The following is a 20209-nucleotide window of genomic DNA, read 5'->3' on the forward strand; positions in this document are numbered from 1 at the left end:
GGAGATCCTTTTTTGCTTGTTTTCTGGTGCGAGTCGAAAAAAATTCTGTTAAAACTGTGCTGTTAGTTTGTGCCGCATTACCTTGCCAAGGGCATTGCGAGGAATTTCGGCTACCAAATGCATTTTTTCTGGCAGCTTGAACGACGCTATGTTTTGCTTTTTTAGATAATTAATAATGTCGTCTAGTGTGAGCTTTTTCTGTGGTTTTAACGCCACAAATACCGCAATACGTTCTCCCATTATTTCGCAGGGGTAGGGTGCTACAGCTACGTCTAAAATATGTTCATGAGCACTTAATAAGTTATCGAGTTCAGCTGGCGCTATGTTCATCCCCCCACGGATAATAAGATCTTTGCAGCGACCAATAAATTTATAGAAATCGGGGTCTTGAGATGATATTTGAAAAAGATCACCGGTCTTAAAAAATCCATCAGAGGTAAAGCTTTGTGCGGTTTTATCTGCGTCTTTAAAATAACCATCAAATACCCCAGCGCCTCTAATCTGTAGTTCTGCAGATGTATCGACTTCGTTAATTTCAGTGTTTGTTTTTACATCTATTAAACGTGTTTCAAGTAAATCGCTTTTGCGAGGAAACAATCTAGCGCGTTTTTCAGGGGCATTTGTTTGATTGGGACCACAAAGCAGGCTCATGCCTTCGTTTGAACCAAAGTGATTGACTATCTCAATATCAAACAATTGTTTATATCCATCTACCATCCACGCATCTAGAGGTGCAGAGCCTGAACCAATGGCGCGAATTGTGGAAAAGTCGATTGCGCTTCTTAGCTTTTCATCTTTCAACAATGTATTAAGTAAAGTTGGCGGTGCTAGGGTGTAATTTACTTTTTCGTCTACAATTTGCTGCAAGAATACGGGCAAATTTAATGGGTGGTGGAGGACAAGTTTGCCTCCACTATACAACCAGCTTAAAAACATGCCGCCAATTGAGGCCATGTTGATTAATGGAAAGGGATTGAGAAGGGTTTCGTTATCTTCAATTTGATTCCCTAAATAGGTAGCCTTGCCTATGGCTAACCAATGGTTATGGCTGCGGGGAACGCCCTTAGGGTCCCCCTCTGTACCTGAGGTCCAGCAAATAGTAATCAGATCATCGGCACTAACAGGGTATTGGCGAGAATAAGCTTCATATGCAGAGTTGTTCTCATACGTTGTCATCTGGTTGTATAAGTTGCAGTCAGATGTACCTTCGCCCCAACTCAATACGTTCGGGAGACTGTCTAATTCGGATAACGCAATACTGCGATGTATTTTGTCTAGCAGATCCGTTTGTTTAAAGCTGGCTGTGACTATGACAGCTTTCGGCTGTAACATTTGTAAGATAGTACGCAGCTCACTTTCTTGATATTGCACAGGTACAGGGCTTAAGATAATTCCCAATTTGGAGGCTGCTAAATAAGTATAGATAAGCTCTACGACATTAGGCATTTGTACTAAAATAATATCGTCTTTGCCTAAGCTTAACTTTAAAAATGCGTCGGTTAGTTGATCTACTTTTTGAGACAGTTGTTGATAATTCAGGCTTTGAGGCTGTTTGCCGGTTAAACTCGGCTTATCAATGGGATCAACCAGTGCTGGGCGCTGTGGAAAAAAAGACACAGTTTTTTCAAACAATTCATGGAGCTTAGCCTCGCCCCATTCGCCCGAGTTGTGGTAATGCTTTATTCTGTCTAATGTTGAAGTAATCATACTAATTTACCTTCAGGGTGTAGTGTTGTTCTGTTCTATGGATGTTTTTACTTGAGTAAAACAAGTAAATTACCGCCTTAAACAGGCGGTATAGGGTCTATTCACTCGAGTTTAGAAGTTATATGAAAACTCAACTGCTACACTTCTAGGCCGTTCATAAATGCCATAATAAGCAACCCCAGTTCCACCTGTGAGTGTGGTTGAGAAAGGCAATGAGTTGGATAGTGTCATCACGCGTTCGTCGGTAATATTGTTGCCGATTAATGCGATTTGCCATTTGTCATCATAGTCTGCTAATGCAATTCGCAGCCCCCATCGGGTATAGTTATCTTGCATGGTATTCGGATCGATAGTAACGCCGCTATTGTATTCGTCGCTGTATTCCATGTTTACGCTGTAAGTCATGTACGCCCAATCACCAATATCTTGTTGATATTGTAGTCTCACATTCCCTGATAACTCTGGCGTGTAAATAGCGCGTTCACCAGTAAGGTTGCACAAACCATCTACAGATGAACTTAATACTTGGTCAGGCAATACGAGATCTGGGGCACACTGGGCAACATCAAAATCAAGGTATTCAAAGTCTAAGTAAGCCAATGAACCCGTTAATACCAGTGATTCTGATAACAACCAACGACCATCTAATTCAATCCCTTTTATTTCTGCTTCTGCAGCATTTTGAACATTAAACCCGACGGTGCCATCAAACTGAGTGACTTGCAGGTCTTCATAGTGAGTAAAGAAGGTTGCAGCATTGATTTCTATAAAACCAAAACCAAATTTTCCACCCAATTCATAACTGGTTGCTTGTTCATCTTCAAACTCAAAAGAGCCTGGGTTGACGGGGTTATCTGGATAGCTATTTGAACGTATATCAAATCCGCCGCCTTTACTGCCCTGGGTATATGAGGCATAAAATAGGGTGTCATCGTCTAATTCATATTGAACATTAAGCAATGGATCCAATTGTGATTCATTGCGGGTACCATCAAGGTCGTGAGCATATATTTTTATCGCGCCCATCATGACTTCGAAACCAGCTTGTGGTCCAAAAGCAGGTGAGCCGGGAAATAATGCATCGGCAGGGATACCAGAGGTGTTTTCGCCGGGTAAAGTCAACACACGGTGAGCTTTTTTTTCTTCTTTGCTATATCGTGCGCCTGCAGTGACTGAAAGTTGATCCGTGATCCGCCAATTAAGTTGTGCGAATGCGGAAAACACCTGAGAGTTTTGTGAAAAGTCTCTATCCCAACTGCCGTTAACAATAGGGACATAGGCCGGGTTTGCTGCAAATGTGCTACCAAATAATACGTTGTCGTAGGTAATTAACTCATTGTCTTGGAGATAAATACCAGCAATATAGTCCAGGTCACCATCGGTCGGTGAGGCAATCCGTAGTTCCTGACTCCACTGCCTAAAGCGCTCTCCTTGGGTAGAACCGTTGAATAAATCTAATCCGGTATAATCCACATCTATGAGCTCATCCGTGTCGTATTTTAGATAAGCGGTTGTTGAGGTGATAGTAAAATCATTAATATCGTAAGCAACATTTAACATCAGGGTATCGACTTTGTTATCGCTTTCCTGTCCGTTGTTTTGAGACTTGTAATCTTCATCGGTTTCAACATAAAGAGCGCCGCTAAAAATGGTTGAATATGAACCTATGGCAGAGTGATTTTCAATGGCTCTGCCCGCAGTGTCAAAGCTTGACGTTTCGGCTTTGAGTAAAATCGTTAAATTTTCGTAATCCCATTCCAGCATTCCCCTTAAATACAATTGTTCGGTATTGGGTTCGGTGCGCTCTAAAGCGACATTTTCAATCCACCCATCCATTTCACGATATGAGGCAACAAAACGTCCTTTTAAGTTTTCCGTAAGCGGGCCGGATATAATACCAACGGTTTTAACTTCTTCTTGTTCGAATTCATATAGGGTTGAAATAGACGCCTCAAAATCGTCTGTGGGCCGCGCTGAAGACAAACTGATAGCGCCAGCAATCGCATTTTTACCAAACAGAATGGGTTGAGGGCCACGGAGTATTTCAACTCGTTCTAAATCCACTAAAGGTAATTGAATAAGTTGATCCCTTCCGTAATAAACTTCGTCTACGTACATAGCTACTGATTGTTCAAACCCTTTATTCCCACCGGATGAAATACCTCGTATACCGATTTGGTTTGTAATACCCGATTTAGTGATATTCAGATTAGGAACAGAGCTAGACATATCCGTTAGGCTGTTGATGTTATTGCTTTTTAACAGATCCCCTGAAATCGCACTGATGGAAATAGGTACGTCCTGTAATCCTTGAGAACGTTTTTGAGCCGTTACCTCTATAACTTCTAGAGATAACTCGGAATCTTCCGCATTGGTTTCTTGTGCTATTGCGTTAAAACTGTATCCCATCATTAAAGCTGAAATATAGATGGCTACGCGCTTCTTTTTATAATTAATTTGCATCGTCTGCTCCTAAATGCTTCGAACCAAGGTATGCGTTTAAACTCATTGAAACGCTAGTCTAATAACGCAAGTGATCTGACAATATACTTGTGGGTTCATTAATGCAAGTATTATTGTTAAAAAAATGTATAAAATGGTTTAGTTTGTGTAAAAACTGCTAATTATCATATTTAACTGGTTGTTTAATATATAAGACTTATAATGAAAGTTATTTGGTGAGTTGAGCTTGTATAGAAAGAATATTGAACATTTATGGCGTTAATTTACTAGGCTTTAGGAAAAGTATTGGATAAAGATTGCGAATGAATATTGAAAGTCAAATAATAACAAACCCCGTTGCCCGAGCGCTCAAAATAGTAGGTGACCGCTGGACAATCCTAATTTTAAGAGATGCTTTTTTAGGACGTCATCGATTTAGTGAGTTTAGAGAGTTCAGTAAAATTGCCCGTGGCACTTTAACCAATCGGCTGGAATTTTTGGTCGAAAATGAAATATTGTTTAAAGCTCCTTATACTCAAACTCCTCCCCGTTTTGAATACAAACTGACGCCACGAGGGCTTGGGCTTTATCCTTGGGCGCTGATGGTGTGGGAATGGGAAACACACTGGGTAAGTCATCCCGGCACTAAATTACCTTCTGTTTTGCAGCATAATTTACACAACCAACATGAATTGAAACCCATATGTGTCTGTCGTCATTGCCGTGAGGAAGTCAGTTTTAGAGATGTTAAACGTATTCAAGACAAGAGCATCGACATAGTTTATAGCGGTAATGTTGCCGACAATATGAATACCCAGCGGCGATCTCGAGGAAGTACGGTGTCTGATGCTGATCACCGCCTAGGGCATATAATTGAAATCATCGGAGATCGTTGGAGTAGCTTAGTGGTTGCTTGTGTCTTTTTGGGCTTAAGTCGTTATGATGATATCCAGCAAAATCTAGGTATAGCCACAAATATTCTTGCCGATCGACTAAAACTCATGGTGGATTTAGGGGTATTAACTCGAAATCTATATCAACAAACTCCGCCTCGATATGAATATAAATTAACAGCGAAGGGGAGCTCGTTGTATGGCTTAATTTTAGCATTACGCCAGTGGATGTTAGACTATTTTCCACCTGTTGAGCGGCCATTCAAACTCATACACAAAGCCTGTGGTCACGACCTTGATGTTGATGTTATTTGCGCCGCATGTTTAAGCAAACTCTTACCAGAGCAGGTAGGCTTTAGTACTCAGGAATAAGCAATACCTGCAATTAATGTTTAACTATATGGGCTTAACTCTCGTTTTAGAATTTTGCCCACTGGTGATTTTGGTAACTCATCTATAAATTTAATTATTTTAGGGATTTTGTAAGGCGCTAAATTGGCTCGACAGTGTTCTATTATGTCATTTTCGCTTAGCGCATTTTGTTTTCTAACAACAAATAATTGAACTGCCTCTCCACTGTCTTCTGATTGGATGGCAATTGCTGCGCATTCTTGTATATCCTCCAAGCGATTTACTACTTGTTCGATTTCTGCCGGATAAACGTTAAAACCAGACACCAGAATCATATCTTTAATACGATCCACTATATAAATAAAGCCGTCCTCATCAATAGTGGCAATATCGCCAGTGGCTAACCAACCATCTTTTAAAGTGGCTGCGGTTGCTTCGGGGTTTTGCCAATACTCCTTCATAATTTGTTTACCTTTTATATGCAGTTCGCCTTTACCTCCTGTAGCGATAGGTTGTTGGTTATCATCGAGTATCTTTATTTCTACCCCCTGCATAGGCTTTCCAACAGAGCCTAAACGACGGCAGTTTTGTCCACGATTAATAATGACCCCTGCTGAGGACTCGGTTAAACCGTAACCCTCATTAATTTGGCAATGGGTGAGCGCTTCCCAGCGCAGAGCAACACTTTGATTCAGAGCCATTCCTCCTGATAAGGTAAATTTTAAGCCTGAAAAGTCTAAGGTTCTAAATTGTGGATCTTGGCACAACATATTGAATAGGGTATTGATACCAACAAACAGGCTAAATTTAGTGCCCTTTAAAGCTTCATAAACGGCAGGGAGATCCCGAGGATTAGGAATTAAAATGCTGGTAACACCATAAATCACACCGACCATAATATGGCCAACAAAAGCATATACATGGTAAACGGGCAAAGGCGCAGCAAATATTTCATTACCGGCCTCAAATACCGCGGTGGTTTCCCAAAAGCTATGGGCCGCACTGATTAAATTTTCATGGGTTAGAACGGCAGCTTTGGATAAACCCGTTGTTCCACCTGTGTATTGTAACAACGCAATATCATCTGCTTTGGCTGTTACTGCAGTAAACTTAGATCTACTGCCCATAGATAAAAGCTCAGAAAATTCGCAGTAGTCGACGTGGAGGTTTTCTAGGCTTGGGGTTTGATTATTCAGGTAAAATAGAGCTGATATATCTGACTCATTTACTAAATCAGTCACGAACTCAAGGGACGAGCTCAAAACGATTAATGCCTTCGCACCTGAGTCTTGATACATGTGGCGTAGTTCATTTTCCGTGTACAAAGGATTGATATTAACTAGAATTAAACCTGCCCGTAAGGCTCCCCACGCGAAAATAGGGTAGGCGAGACAGTTTGGCAATTGCAACGCAATTCTATCGCCAGGCTGCAAGTCCGTATGGTTTTGAATGTAAGCAGCAAAATTTCTTGAGTCTTGCTCTAAGGCTGAATAACTTAGGTTTTGTGGGCCGCAAACAAAGGAGGTATTTTCCCTAAACTGTTTACACCCTTGGCTAAAAATAGATTGTAATGTGTCGGTTTCTAGCGCTGCTTGTTTGACTGTTTCACTAATTAAATTCATGTTTATCTCAATCGTTAAATTCGTTACTTAGAAATCCGGCTAACGACAACTGGTTTCGCTAGCATAATCCGGTGTTCGCTTTTGTTTTCGAGTAATTAAAAATGTTCAGAATCCATTGCCATTAGGTTTTGTGCACCAGATTGTATGGTTAACTTTAATGTCGCGGTGCGAGGAAGTATGCGTTGAAAATAAAAACGAGCAGTGTTAATTTTGCTGTTATAAAAGTCTTTATCATCGGTTGTAGACTCAAGTTTATGCAAGGAAACCGAAGCCATCCGAGCCCAGAAATAGGCTAAAATGGTGTAGCCGGAAAACATTAAAAAGTCTACAGATGCGGCACCCAACTCATCTGCGTCTGTCGTAGCCGATTGGCCAATTTGATTGGCTAGATTTAACCAATCAATAGTGGATTGCTTGAGTGGTTCGATAAATTCAGCCATTTGCGGGTTGGAGTCTTGGGATTTACAAAACGTCTGTATAATGTCACTAAAGTTTGTCAATAATGCGCCCTTAGAACCCAGCACTTTTCTACCGATTAAGTCGAGGGCTTGTATGCCTGTGGTACCCTCATACAAAGTAGAAATGCGACTGTCTCGCTGATTTTGCTCCATGCCCCATTCTTTAATATAACCATGGCCACCAAATACTTGCACACCGTGGTGGGCAGCTTCACAGCCTAGCTCTGTCATAAAACCTTTGCAGATAGGAGTGAGCAAAGCCAAAAGGTTTTTAGCCTGGCTTCTTTGTTGTTCGGACTGCCCGTGGTCAGATAAATCGAGCTGTTGGGCTACATAGTAAGCAAAGGCTCTAAAACCTTCAGCGAATGATTTAATCGTCAGCAACATGCGACGAACATCGGGATGAACAATAATAGGATCCGCTGGACCTTCGGGATTTTTTACGCCACTTAATGAACGCATGGCTAACCTTTCTTTTGCGTAAGGTAACGCTCCTTGATAAGCAACTTCAGAATGAACTAAACCTTGTAAAGCTGTGGTTAAACGCGCCGAGTTCATAAAAGTAAACATCGCTTCAAGGCCCTTGTTGGGCTGCCCGATTAAATACCCCTTAGCACCGTCAAAATTCATTACGCAGGTGACAAAACCATGAACCCCCATTTTGTGTTCAATTGAGCCACAATTTACTGGGTTTCTAGCGCCTAATGAGCCGTCTTCTTTGACTAAAAATTTGGGTACTACAAACAGTGAGATCCCAGCCGTGCCTTTAGGCGCATCGGGTAAACGTGCCAACACAATATGTACTATATTCTCTGCCATATCGTGTTCACCACACGAAATAAAAATTTTTGTACCACTTAGGCTATATTCGTTGTCTGCTATTGGCGTTGCTTTAGTTTTTAGTTGACCTAAATCTGTACCACAATGAGATTCTGTTAAACACATGGTACCTGTCCATCTACCGCTTACTAAGTTGTGTAAAAATGTGTTTTTAAGTTTTTCATTGCCATAACTAACCAATGTTTTGATCGCACCTTCACGCAAGCCAGGGTATCCCGACCACGCCACACTGGCACTGCAAATTAGCTCACTGACCATGACATTCAAGGACTCCGGCAGCCCTTGGCCACCATATTGCTCTGGCATTGCTAACGATGGCCAACCACCTTCACAATATTGTTTATAAGCTGCTTTAAAACCGGGAGGCGTGGTCACGCCGTCGGCACTCCACTTACAACCATGTTGATCACCCACCGCATTCAATGGTGATATGACATTTTCAGAAAACTTTGCAGCTTCTTCTAAAATTGCAGACTGCATTTGTTGATCTAATACAACGTCCGTTCTTAGGTTTTTATAATGCTCACTGAAATTAAGTAGGTCATTTGTTACAAACTGAATATCACGCAGAGGGGCTTTGTAAGATGGCATTGAGAATGCTCCAGAGTATTTAATCTACGACAGGTTTAGCGTACAACGGGTTACAGCCGTCAATGTTCTTATAAATTATCTTAGGGGTAAAATAGCCACTAAGTTCTTTAATGCAAGTTATGTTAGTTCGTTGAGTATTTTAAAGCAAGTGACTATGTTAAATAAATGTGATATCGATTGCTTAATTTTAACCTAGATGGGGATGTTAGTGTTATGACTTAGCAAAGGTGTTGTGTGAGCAGTGAAACTCTATCGGGTATCCAAAGGTATCAAACCTGCAGCTCCAACAACACTCTGCATGCGGCACCCGCATAGGGCGTTTTACATAGGAAGTTTAAGCAAGCCACTAATATGTCACCTATACAGTTTGTTAAATCTATGCGTCTTAATAATGCAGCGATGAAAATATCCGAAGGGGTGAATGTGAATGTAGCTGCTATGGAAGTGGGTTATGTAAGCTCATCTCAATTTAGTCGAGAATTTAAGCGGGTATATGGCGTGTCGCCGAAACAATGGGGGAAAGCTCAGCAACTTCAGTGAAAGGCCTACTTTAAAAGGTACCACAAAAGCCGATGAAACTATTTTGCGTTGGGGAAGCGAAAAGGTATTCTTAATGGTACTTTAGCGAGCGACATGCTTCAATTGTCGATTAACCGTCGTCGACAGAACGCTAAAGGGGATGGGGTGAAAAGTTGGCGCTAGTTTTGCTTTTATACTTTCCATTTCACATAAGCTTATTAGACGGTTTTACATTTCATGGATGTTACTTACGCCAAACCTTCGTTATTTGATTACATAGGTAATACAGCAAATAGCCAAAATGACTTGCAGGCCATCGTAGATAAAGCCAATGAGTCTAATGCGTTGCAAGATTCACTGGCGACCTTTAAAGGGCAAATTAGTAGCGATAAAGTCGACGGTTTGCTTGATGACATGGAGAAAGGCGAAGCCGTGTTGAAGGGGAGTCAAATTGCGAACTACCTGGCCTTCAACAGGCAAAAGCTTGCCGAGGAACTGAGCGAAGTAGCGGCAAAGTTTGGTCTTGAGGAAACGGCTCAAATATCTATAAAAAATCAAACGCTTACTGTTGATGAAAATGTTGATCCCCGTTTACAAAATTATTTAGATAAAGATAAACGACTCGGTTCTTTAATCCTTCAAACTTCACGTCTATCTCAATTTTCCGAGTGGAGTGAAGCGACAACGCACGCAACTAAGATGAAAGAACAAGGGGCAGGGTTGGCAGAAATACAAGATTTTCTTAAAACAACCCGACAGGTGGTGACCGAAGATAACGCCTTGAACTTTAATAGCCAAGCGTTTTCATTTAGTAGTGAGGGGCGTACCGCCAATACAATCGATACGATTGCTGAACAAACGTAATAGGAGCGTACGGTCACCCGGCAGCGCGCGTTAGAAGGTAACGACTGGGTGTTTTTTACCCTTATCATGCCAGCTTCTTAAACACGTATAGTCGAATTCGATATCTTGTATCAAGAATAAAGTGATTTATCGTTAATTGTCTCGCGAACGAGATTCTCGTTTCGGACGAAGATCATCAAAAATGCGTCAAAACTCCACATTTACTCTTCCCTTTGTACGATATGTCTTACAAATGTGTAGGAAAAAGGTCTTTTTTTCTTACGACCACTATTCAACTAAAGTATAAAAACTATGATTTTTATAGACTTTTTGTTTAGGTGCCTGATTAAGGGTAAAGGATAAAGTTAAATTCCTTTAATTCGGGCTCGCAAGAATATATGAGAGGTCTAGTATAAACACTGTCACAAGGATACACGACGAGTCAGGAAGACCATGGATGAACGTGGACAACTTAAGGATGAGATTCTCTTAACAGGAGTAAGAGTAAACGGAATAGCAAGATGCTAAATAAAGGAATATAGCACAGGAGGCGAGCAAGGGATTGCAAAAGGACGCACGGATGCAAAAGCGGGATGCTTTAGGGATTTGGACGGCTTAAGGATGAGTCTGTTACAGCAGGATGTGTAACATCTTAGGGATGAAAGGAAGGGAAGGCGGCGGAGTCCGCTTGGACCACCTCAGGATGAGGCAGCCTGTGCTTATGGATGGACAGGTAGTGTAAGGACGAAAGGAAAGGGACCTACAGAAGGAACTGTAGCTTGCACAGGATGAGGCGAGATAAGAAGGAAAGGGGCGTATACGGATTTTAATCGGGATGATTTTAGTTGCAAGGGATCGCAGAGAAGGATGCTCAAAATTCTATGAAAAGGGGTAGCGAAAGCTACCCCTTTTTTTTGCCTCAAACACTTTGAATGAGGGGCTATATTTTCTCATACCCTTAACGATTAGTTCATGCGATAAGGGGGGAGCGTAGTGCGAATAACACTTTGCCCAACCAATGCTATTTCCCCTTCATAGCGGTCCTCACCGTTTGCCGAAAACTCAAAGGCATACAGGCTATACCAGTCAGGCTTGCGGTATTTGAACGTCAAACGTGTCTTTTTGCGCGCAGTATTTAATAACTGTAAGTTATGATTATCGCAATATTGTTTTATATAGCGATCGGCAATTTCTGAAATGCTACGTACTCGCCAAAACTGGAATGCCACAAACCCAAGTAGCAACCAAACAATTACTTCTAATAAGCTCATTTCTATCCCTTCGTGTGGGCAAAAAGCTTACCGATACAGCGAGATAGTAATTCGCTTCTATCAGGGGCCCGAAGCATCGCAAGCATGGGCGCGCGTAAACTTGGCACCTGTACTAAGTCTGTGAAAAAACCAATGAATAGCTCGCCGTTGTAATTTTCATCATTATCAAGGTGTGCCACAGCCTCAAAAAACGCACGTATTAGGGGCTCATCCATTTGCGTAAAATGTCTTGCTGCAATAACACTTAATATATCCACACGATTCATTTTCCCAGCTTGCAGTAAGAGCGAAAGCTTGTTTGCTAACGAGGGGTCTTTCTGCGGCTGAGAAACTCCTCGTAGCGCCGCCAAATTAACCGTCTCATCTATATCAATTTTATCCAGCATGAAATTATTTACACGTGGAGGCAGAGAAACGCTTTCGCACATTTCCATCAACGATTGTTGAAACGAAGGAGCAAAAGAGGAAAATTGTTGTAAGGTAAGTTCAATTATATCTTCTGATCTATCATTTTCCCCTAAGCGTGCAGCAATATCAGCAATACCCTGCAGCGCTATGGTTTGCCAATCTACAACCTGTGGCGCTTTCATATAGGCAATAACCTGTTCGGCACTTTTGCTTATAGGCAAATCCAAGGACTGGCGTACGGCGGCGTTAAACTGCGCCAATTGCGACTGTGAGGGTACAAACGAGTAAGGGTTGTCAGGCAATGTTTGGTGTTTATCTGAATCTTCGGCAATAGATTGTCCTAGTGCATCCACAATAATCTGTAAAAAGTGATTGCGTGAAGCCGCTACAACTAACCCCTGTTCATCCAAAGGTAGCTTCACAAACCATATATAATGCTGCTCTGATGCTTGTTTGTTCCAAAAGACAATACCAAACCACGCATGTTTTTGGCGCGGAAATGGAGCGATGTGAGTGCCATTTTCGATATCTAAGAAGGTTTGGCTGTCTAGCGAAGACAGGCGTCTTCCTAAATCAAATATGAGGTAATCTGTGCCAGCGTGTAATAGGAACTCGCTGATGGAATTGATTTGCTTTGCATCCATGAGGGGCGCTCTCACTCGAAATTCTTTGGAAATAAGGCCAGAAGTTTACCATAACTGTGATGCTACCTTGCAAACCCATTGTAGATTCCTTGAAAGCGGGCACGGTGATACAATCTGCCTTGTCCCGTTAATCTGTATTGAGAATGTTAGTTCATACTAAAAGGAGCCACGTTGTCTGCTTTATTAGAGTTTGAAGCCCGTTTGGATGAGCTTGAGAATATACTTGAGGAACAAGGTTTATTACCAAATACGCCACCAAGCCCATCGGCGCTGTCGAGTACCCAGCCTTTTGCGATTGATACCATGCCATTTACCAGCTGGTTGGCGTTTGTGTTCATTTCCAAGTGTCGCCAAATGATAGCGCAAGGTCAATTACCCCCTTCTATGGCTATCGCCCCCGCAGCAGAGGTATATTTGCCTAACAATGCCAACATCGTGATAGAGCAACTTTATTTACTTGATGCATTAACGCAATCCAACAGTGATAAATAGTATGAGCACCCGTAATTATACGTCCTCGTTTTCTACCAATGAAGATGAGGCACGCACCCAGAGTGACCCTTTACAAGGCAAGCCTTTAAACGTGCTGTACCAAGACGCTCATATTGTCGCTATTGATAAGCCGCCGGGGTTATTGGTTCATAGAAGTCCTATTGATAAAAAAGAAACTCAGTTTGCTGTTCAAACCTTACGTGACCAAATAGGCCGCCATGTATTTCCCGCCCACCGCTTAGACAGACCTACTTCGGGGGTATTGCTATTTAGCTTTGACGGTAAGATAGCGGCAAGCTTAGGTGAGCAGATGATGAGTAAACAAGTGCACAAAGAATATCATGCCATTGTAAGGGGCTACGTACGTGGCACAGGAATGATAGATTACGCACTTAAATATAGGTTTGATAAAATAGCCGACAAGCACAGAAGGCAACAGCCGTTACCTCAACAAGCGACTACCATGTACACAGCGGTTAAACGCTTTGAACTGCCTTTTGCCGTGGGAAAATACTCAACAGCGCGCTATTCACTGGTAAAGCTAAACCCTACCACAGGACGCAAGCATCAGTTACGTCGGCACATGGTACATATTCGTCATCCAATTGTGGGTGACACTACCCATGGCGATGGCAAACAAAATAAATTTATGCAGAACGCGTTTAATTTTAGAAATTTGGCCTTAACTTGTACTCAAATGGGGTTTTATCATCCTGTGAATGGGAAGTGGATGACGGTATCTGCTAATATGCACGACAATATGATGAACACGTTGAATGCATGGCGGCCCTTTGAAGTGCTCCATGAAAAGTAACTATTGAGGTAGTAATGGCTAGTTTGAAAATAATTGCAGGTACTGTTTACGGTAATGCACAGCATGTAGCTGAACAGGTAGAAGAAAGTTTAGCAGAGCAGGGGATCGACTGTGAATTAGAAAGCGATCCGTCGGTGAGCGACTTTACCGATGCAGACGCCCTACTTGTGATTACGTCGACCACAGGGCAAGGCGATGTGCCACCAAATTTAGAATTCGTCTTTTCTGATCTAAAAGATGACTTTCCTATGCTTACAGACAAACCCTTCGCAGTGGCTGCTTTAGGCGATAGCAGCTATGGCGATAGTTTCTGTGGAGCGGGAAAGCAATTTCAAGCCTTATTACAAGAACTTCAGGCGAAGCCGGTGGCTGATATGCTAGCGGTAGATGCGATGGAAACCCTTGAGCCGGAAAAAGATGTGGTTGAATGGGTTAACACGATTAAAGATAATTTACTGGCCTAACTATCATTGTGTGTAAAGTGAAGGTGTAAAAAAAGCGTCTAAAAAAAGTAACCCCAAATGTTGGGTCTATCCATTACTGGGGTTACTTAAAATCAGACGCTTCTTCGCGTTCTAAAATTTGCTTTTACCGAGGTGGTTGGTTTTATTCCACGCTACGCAATAAAGCATTAATACCTACTTTTGCACGCGTTTTTGCATCAACTTTTTTTACAATGATTGCTGCATATAGGCCGTATTTACCGTCGGCGCTTGGAAGGTTACCTGATACCACCACAGAGCCTGCAGGTACGCGTCCATAATGAATTTCGCCGGTTTCACGATCGTAGATACGGGTACTTTGGCTAATATATACACCCATTGAAATAACCGCGCCTTCTTCAACGATAACACCTTCAACAATTTCAGAGCGCGCGCCGATAAAACAGTTATCTTCTATAATTGTGGGATTAGCTTGTAGGGGTTCAAGTACGCCACCAATACCTACACCGCCGGAAAGGTGTACATTTTTACCAATTTGCGCACAAGAGCCTACTGTCGCCCATGTATCTACCATAGTGCCTTCATCAACGAACGCACCGATATTTACGTAAGAGGGCATAACAACGGCATTTTTACCTACAAATGTGCCTGTTCGTACTGCGGCTGGGGGAACAATACGTACACCTTCTTGGGCAAATTGCGCCGCCGTGTAGTCGGTATATTTAAGCGGAACTTTGTCGTAAAACTTGCTTTCAGCACCGTCTATTACTTCATTATTATGCAAACGGAAAAAGAGTAAAACGGCTTTTTTTAGCCATTGATGAACAACCCATTCACCGGCAATTTTTTCCGCTACCCGTGCTTTACCGCTGTTTAATAGTGCAATACTGTCAGTAACGGCTTGCTTTACTTCAGCTGGCGCGTCTGTTGGGTTAATGCTATCGCGATTTTCGAAGGCGTCTTCAATAATGGCTTTCAATTCATTCATGGTATAGTGATATCTTCAAGTTGGTCGAGTTTAAACAAAATACGCTTCTTCAAGCTTACTTGTTGTTCTTGGGTTAAAGCTTTGCCAGCATCATTACTGACAATAAATATATCTTCGGCTCGTTCGCCGATGGTGGCTATTTTTGCTAATTTTAGGGTTACGTTAGTATCGACAAACGCATGGCCAATTTTAGCTAATATGCCGGGGGCGTCCAGTGCTTCTAGCTCTACTAGAGTAGCTTCTTCGTTAATATTAAAAAAGCGAACCTTAGTTGGTACGTCCAGTTGTTTCATTTGGCGGGGCAGTTTACGTTTATTTTCGTGTGAACGCCCAGGTTTTTCTAGCTGATCTGATACGGCTTTTTCTAACGACTGTATGCGAGAATCTGAGGATAAGCGTGAGCCGTCCTGCTCTAAAACAAGCATGCTATCGAAGACATAACCATCGCGAGTTACCGTTACATGGGCGTCGTGGATAGAGCAGTTGCGACTGTCTAAAACTGATGCAACTTGAGCAAAAAGGGCCTTTCGATCTTTGCCGTAAATAAAGATCTCTGTCCCCCCTTTTGCACTATTGTCGTTGGCTTTCACTAACAGACCATGGTTATCCGCTGTTAACCAATCATTCTGCGCCTGAATTATCTCTTGTGTATGCCATGCAATCTGCGTGGGCTTAAAGCGCACAAAATAGTCATCGTCAAATCGTGCCCAAAGTGTTTCTGTGGCAATAGGGTCCACGGCTTTTTCGCGCAGTATTTTACTGGCCTGATGTTTATGGTTTGCTACCCGTTCGTTTAGTGTAACTTGGCATTGTAAGCCGTTGTCTAACGCCTTTTGCGTCATTAAATACAGCTCTCTTAACAACGATGCCTTCCAGTCATTCCATAAGTTATCGTTGGTAGCGCGGATATCGGCTAGGGTTAGCGTGTAAAGCAAGTTCAGATGGTTGTGGCTTCTAATGGCACTTGCGAATTCGCTGATAACTTCGGGGTCGTAGATATCCCGTCGCTGGGCCACAACAGACATAAGAAGGTGGTTTTCCACCAACCAAGCAATCATGGTGGCATCTTCATCAGGCACGTCATGTTGTTCACAGAATTTCGCCACATCTATGGCGCCAAGCGTAGAATGATCGCCGTTTCGTCCTTTCGCAATATCGTGAAATATTGCAGCGATATATAAAACTTCGGGCTTATCAAGGTTGCGACAAATGCGTCCACAGCGGGGGAAGTCTTTGTTTTCTTTTGAAAAGAAAAAGTTAACGTGCTTAACCAGTCGGTGGGTATGTTCGTCCACTGTATATGCATGAAATAAGTCAAATTGCATCATACCTACAATAGCATCCCATTCAGGCAGATAAGCCTGCAATATGCCATAATGATGCATAACATCCCAAGCGTAGTTAAAAAAGTCGGGTTGGCGTAGCAAAATCATCAGCTTTTCGCGGCATGCCGGACGCTCGACAAAATACACATCTTCAAATTCTCTGTGGGCGTTACGCAACTGTCGAATGCAGCTGGTGGTTAGCCCTTGAACTTCAGGGGTGTTGGTTATGACATTTAGAAAGTCGAGAATATCTTCTGGCGCAGTGAAAACGTCTTCTCGCCGCGGCGATATCATATTATCAAGTAATTCAAAATCTTGATTAATTATAGCGCTGCTTTGAACGCTTTGATTTAACATGTCGTATTTAAAGCGTTGCAATAGCATTTGATTGAGTTCTGACACCCGCGCTATGGTGCGAAAAAAGTCGCGCATCATTTTTTCTACCGACGCTTTTCCTTCTTCGCCATACCCTAGCATGGTTGCAACGTCAGGCTGGTAATCAAATAATAGGCGGTTTTCACTACGTTGGGCAACAAGATGTAATGCGCAGCGCATTTTCCATAAATGCATACGACAGGCGATTAGTTCACTGTGCTCTTGTTCAGTGAAATAGCCATGGCCCACTAAGTTCCAGCCGTCATATTCTTTAAAGTGTTTTTTAGCTACCCAGCCAATAGATTGAATATCACGTAAACAACCTGGGTTTTCCTTTATATTCGGCTCAAGGTTGTATGCAGTACCATTAAACTTAGCGTGGCGATTTTTTTGTTCTTCATACTTAGCGCTAAAGAATGCTTTGCTGCTCCATGTATTTCGGCCGTTTACTTCTTCCCATAACTTATCGAAAACAGATTCGCTTCCGCATAAAAGGCGGCTTTCAACAAGATTAGTTGCGATAGAGATATCGTCTTTGGCCAGTTTTACCGTTTCTTTGATGGTGCGAACCGATTGACCCACATCTAACTTGATATCCCAAAGTAGAGTAATAAACAGACCTACTTTTTCTTGGAATTCAGGTTTGAGGGGGCGTTTGCTTACAATAAGGAGGTCTATATCGGAATAAGGTTGTAGGTGACCGCGGCCATAGCCACCTACCGCACATAGCGCGAGATCTGGGTGGGTGTCGAGCCCATAGAGTTCCCACAAATGGCAAAGTAAGGCATCTACAAATTGTGCTCGACCGATAACTAATTGATTAACCGGCGTGTTATCAAACGCACTTCGGATCCACGTATAACTACTTTCGACACAGGACTTTATAGCTGGTATATCGTCTACCGAACTAATACTCTCTATGGATTTAATCAATGATTGAAGCGTCAAAATATACCTTCTTTGCATACATCTAATCGAACGCCATGAACCATATCACGAATTGATGCAAATTCGCAGTGGGTATTTAGTGCATATTGCCACTGATTTAGTGAATAAATATATAAAAATGTTATAGCGGAGAAAACCCTATTTATGGCTGAGCGATAACGAAAAAATAAACCAGTGTTAAAGAAATAGAGAAGGGGGGTAAGGAGGTGTATTGTAAACCCATGCGCAGCTGCAAAAGCTAACTGCGCATAGCGAAATGGCGATTAGCTGTGAGAAATTACACGGTCAATCGTTTCTTCTTCTCTTAGGGTGAGAATTTCAACGCCAGTTTCAGTCATCAACAAAGTATGTTCCCATTGGGCGCTTAAACTTCTATCTTTCGTTACAACCGTCCATTGATCAGGCAATACCTTCGAATAGCGTTTGCCAGCGTTTACCATAGGTTCAATGGTAAAACACATGCCCGGAAGCAGTTCTTCGCCGGTGCCAGGCTTACCATAATGAACAATTTGTGGTTCTTCGTGGAAACTTGCGCCAATACCGTGGCCACAGTATTCTCTAACTATTGAATAGTTATGCTTTTCTGCATGTGTTTGGCAAATGTGGCCGATATCGCCTAAGCGCATACCAGGCTTAACTTCTTGGATAGCTTGGTAAAGACATTCTTGCGTAACACGAATAAGACGCTCGGCAAGAATAGAAGGCTTACCAACGGTGAACATTTTTGACGTATCGCCATGGTAACCATCTTTAATAACAGTTACGTCGATATTAAGAATATCCCCGTCTTTCAGTTTTTTGTCTGAAGGTATGCCATGACAAATACAGTGATTCACCGACGTACAAATAGATTTTGGAAACGGTGGGTGACCGTAATTAAGCGGTGCAGGAATCGCGTTTTGCTCGTTTACGATATAATCATGACAAATTGTATTTAATTCGTCGGTAGTAACGCCCTTTTTTACATGGGGCGTAATCATTGTTAATACGTCGGCGGCTAATTTTCCTGCCACACGCATCTTTTCGATTTCTTCAGGGGTTTTGATAATTGCTGACACAGCGCCTCTCAAATCGTTTTTAACTAAAATGGTTCCATATCTTACTGTGATTAGTATAACACTAATCAAGCCAGTCTGAGTATCCTGCTGAAAAACAGACGTTTTCCTTCGTTTATGTCCGCCGGATAAAAAGCGTTTTAAGCGTGTTTGCTGTGTGTTCTTGCCGGTATTTACCCACGATTCTCTGGTGCTGAAACTTGAGTATTTTCGGGGGCTATGGTATAAAGCGCGCGCTCCGGCAGAATGCCTGTTTCTCATAAGAGGGGCGGTGGCTGTCGAATGAGTATATTATTTTATTAAAACACACATATACCGACACTTGTTATCGGGGTGTCCAACCTAGTTTGCTATTAGGCTGGATCGATACAAGGGGTATATGGAGGCCTAACCCCAAGAGGAAAATAAAATGGCTAATGTTTCTATGCGTGACATGCTGAAAGCCGGTGTGCATTTCGGTCACCAAACTCGTTACTGGAACCCAAAAATGAAGCCTTTCATTTTTGGCGCTCGTAACAAAGTTCACATCATCAACCTTGAAAAAACAGTTCCACTGTTTAACAACGCACTTAACTATATCTCTGGTGTTGCTTCTAAGAAAGGGAAAATCCTTTTCGTAGGTACAAAGCGCGCTGCAGGTGAAGCAGTGAAAGAAGCGGCACAAAAATGTGACCAATTCTACGTAAACAAGCGTTGGTTAGGTGGTATGTTGACTAACTGGAAAACAGTTCGTCAATCAATCAAGCGTTTGAAAGATCTTGAGCAACAAAGCCAAGATGGTACTTTTGAAAAGCTAACGAAGAAAGAAGCACTTATGCTTCAACGTGAAATGGAAAAGCTTGAAAGCAGCCTTGGTGGTATCAAGGACATGGGCGGTCTTCCAGACGTAATCTTCGTAGTTGACGCTGACCACGAGCACATCGCAATTACTGAAGCGCGTAACCTTGGTATTCCAGTAGTAGGTGTAGTAGATACAAACTCTAACCCAGACGGTGTTGATTACATCATCCCTGGTAACGACGATGCTATCCGTGCTATCCAACTTTACTTGGACGCCGCAGCTAATGCCGTAAATCAAGGTCGCGATAGCAATCTTGAAGCTCAAGCTGAGCAAGACGACTTCGTAGAAGCAGCAGAGTAATACTGACTGTTATACTGTCATAGAATAATAATGTGACAG

General features: G+C 42.3%; 15 protein-coding genes and 1 pseudogene. 7 read left to right on the forward strand and 9 right to left on the reverse strand.

All coding sequences use genetic code 11. The annotated features are described in order from the left end of the window. Positions 1-48: 48 nt before the first annotated feature. Both GTH32_RS01085 and GTH32_RS01090 read right to left on the reverse strand, forming a co-directional pair. Complete coding sequence (locus tag GTH32_RS01085; protein ID WP_163083380.1) at positions 49-1707, reverse strand: class I adenylate-forming enzyme family protein; 1659 nt, start codon at positions 1705-1707, stop codon at positions 49-51. Positions 1708-1818: 111 nt separating this feature from the next. After that, on the reverse strand, positions 1819-4170 hold the full coding sequence (locus GTH32_RS01090; protein WP_163083381.1) for a TonB-dependent receptor: 2352 nt from the start codon (positions 4168-4170) through the stop codon (positions 1819-1821). Between the two features lie 302 nt (positions 4171-4472). Here GTH32_RS01090 and GTH32_RS01095 point away from each other — a divergent pair, with 302 nt between their 5' ends. Then, positions 4473-5414: a winged helix-turn-helix transcriptional regulator gene (locus GTH32_RS01095; RefSeq protein WP_163083382.1), complete on the forward strand. Its 942-nt coding sequence runs from the start codon at positions 4473-4475 to the stop codon at positions 5412-5414. Between the two features lie 20 nt (positions 5415-5434). On the opposite strand, the gene GTH32_RS01100 is transcribed toward GTH32_RS01095, so the two are convergent. Together GTH32_RS01100 and GTH32_RS01105 are read right to left on the reverse strand one after the other, a co-directional pair. Next, positions 5435-7015, reverse strand: a complete 1581-nt coding sequence (locus GTH32_RS01100; RefSeq protein WP_163083383.1) for an AMP-binding protein — start codon at positions 7013-7015, stop codon at positions 5435-5437. A 95-nt stretch (positions 7016-7110) separates the two neighbouring features. Then, on the reverse strand, positions 7111-8904 hold the full coding sequence (locus GTH32_RS01105; protein ID WP_163083384.1) for an acyl-CoA dehydrogenase C-terminal domain-containing protein: 1794 nt from the start codon (positions 8902-8904) through the stop codon (positions 7111-7113). Between the two features lie 318 nt (positions 8905-9222). Between GTH32_RS01105 and GTH32_RS01110 the strand changes: the two are divergent. Both GTH32_RS01110 and GTH32_RS01115 read left to right on the forward strand, forming a co-directional pair. Further along, positions 9223-9444 (forward strand): annotated as a pseudogene (locus GTH32_RS01110) (helix-turn-helix domain-containing protein); the annotation flags it as partial. A gap of 216 nt (positions 9445-9660) precedes the next feature. Then, positions 9661-10287 carry a hypothetical protein gene (locus GTH32_RS01115; RefSeq protein WP_163083385.1) on the forward strand — a complete coding sequence of 209 codons (627 nt, stop codon included), beginning with the start codon at positions 9661-9663 and terminating at the stop codon, positions 10285-10287. Positions 10288-11231: 944 nt separating this feature from the next. Here GTH32_RS01115 and GTH32_RS01120 read toward each other — a convergent pair. Together GTH32_RS01120 and GTH32_RS01125 are read right to left on the reverse strand one after the other, a co-directional pair. Continuing rightward, positions 11232-11537, reverse strand: a complete 306-nt coding sequence (locus GTH32_RS01120; RefSeq protein ID WP_163083386.1) for a DUF3301 domain-containing protein — start codon at positions 11535-11537, stop codon at positions 11232-11234. Positions 11538-11539: 2 nt separating this feature from the next. After that, positions 11540-12589 (reverse strand): DUF3549 family protein, encoded by a 1050-nt coding sequence (locus tag GTH32_RS01125; RefSeq protein ID WP_163083387.1) that lies wholly within the window; start codon positions 12587-12589, stop codon positions 11540-11542. 171 nt (positions 12590-12760) lie between these two features. Between GTH32_RS01125 and GTH32_RS01130 the strand changes: the two genes are divergently transcribed. Genes GTH32_RS01130 through GTH32_RS01140 form a run of 3 tightly spaced genes read left to right on the forward strand, consistent with a single transcriptional unit; the run spans position 12761 to position 14359 of the window. Next, positions 12761-13081 carry a YqcC family protein gene (locus GTH32_RS01130; RefSeq protein WP_163083388.1) on the forward strand — a complete coding sequence of 107 codons (321 nt, stop codon included), beginning with the start codon at positions 12761-12763 and terminating at the stop codon, positions 13079-13081. Between the two features lies 1 nt (position 13082). After that, complete coding sequence (locus tag GTH32_RS01135; RefSeq protein ID WP_163083389.1) at positions 13083-13895, forward strand: pseudouridine synthase; 813 nt, start codon at positions 13083-13085, stop codon at positions 13893-13895. 14 nt (positions 13896-13909) lie between these two features. Further along, a complete protein-coding gene (locus GTH32_RS01140; protein ID WP_163083390.1) occupies positions 13910-14359 on the forward strand; it encodes a flavodoxin in 450 nt (149 codons plus the stop codon). A gap of 142 nt (positions 14360-14501) precedes the next feature. Here the strand turns inward: GTH32_RS01140 and dapD are convergent, their stop codons facing one another. From dapD to map, 3 genes are all read right to left on the reverse strand, one after another. Beyond that, positions 14502-15326: a 2,3,4,5-tetrahydropyridine-2,6-dicarboxylate N-succinyltransferase gene (gene dapD, locus GTH32_RS01145; RefSeq protein ID WP_163083391.1), complete on the reverse strand. Its 825-nt coding sequence runs from the start codon at positions 15324-15326 to the stop codon at positions 14502-14504. Beyond that, complete coding sequence (gene glnD, locus GTH32_RS01150; RefSeq protein WP_163083392.1) at positions 15323-17974, reverse strand: [protein-PII] uridylyltransferase; 2652 nt, start codon at positions 17972-17974, stop codon at positions 15323-15325. Before glnD ends, dapD begins: the two co-directional genes overlap by 4 nt. A gap of 263 nt (positions 17975-18237) precedes the next feature. Continuing rightward, positions 18238-19032: a type I methionyl aminopeptidase gene (gene map, locus GTH32_RS01155; protein WP_163083393.1), complete on the reverse strand. Its 795-nt coding sequence runs from the start codon at positions 19030-19032 to the stop codon at positions 18238-18240. 406 nt (positions 19033-19438) lie between these two features. On the opposite strand from map, the gene rpsB reads away from it, so the two are divergent. After that, positions 19439-20170 (forward strand): 30S ribosomal protein S2, encoded by a 732-nt coding sequence (gene rpsB, locus GTH32_RS01160; protein ID WP_163083394.1) that lies wholly within the window; start codon positions 19439-19441, stop codon positions 20168-20170. Positions 20171-20209: the final 39 nt, after the last annotated feature.

Source organism: Alteromonas profundi, from assembly GCF_010500865.1.
In the GTDB taxonomy this organism is placed as follows: Bacteria; Pseudomonadota; Gammaproteobacteria; order Enterobacterales; family Alteromonadaceae; genus Alteromonas; species Alteromonas profundi.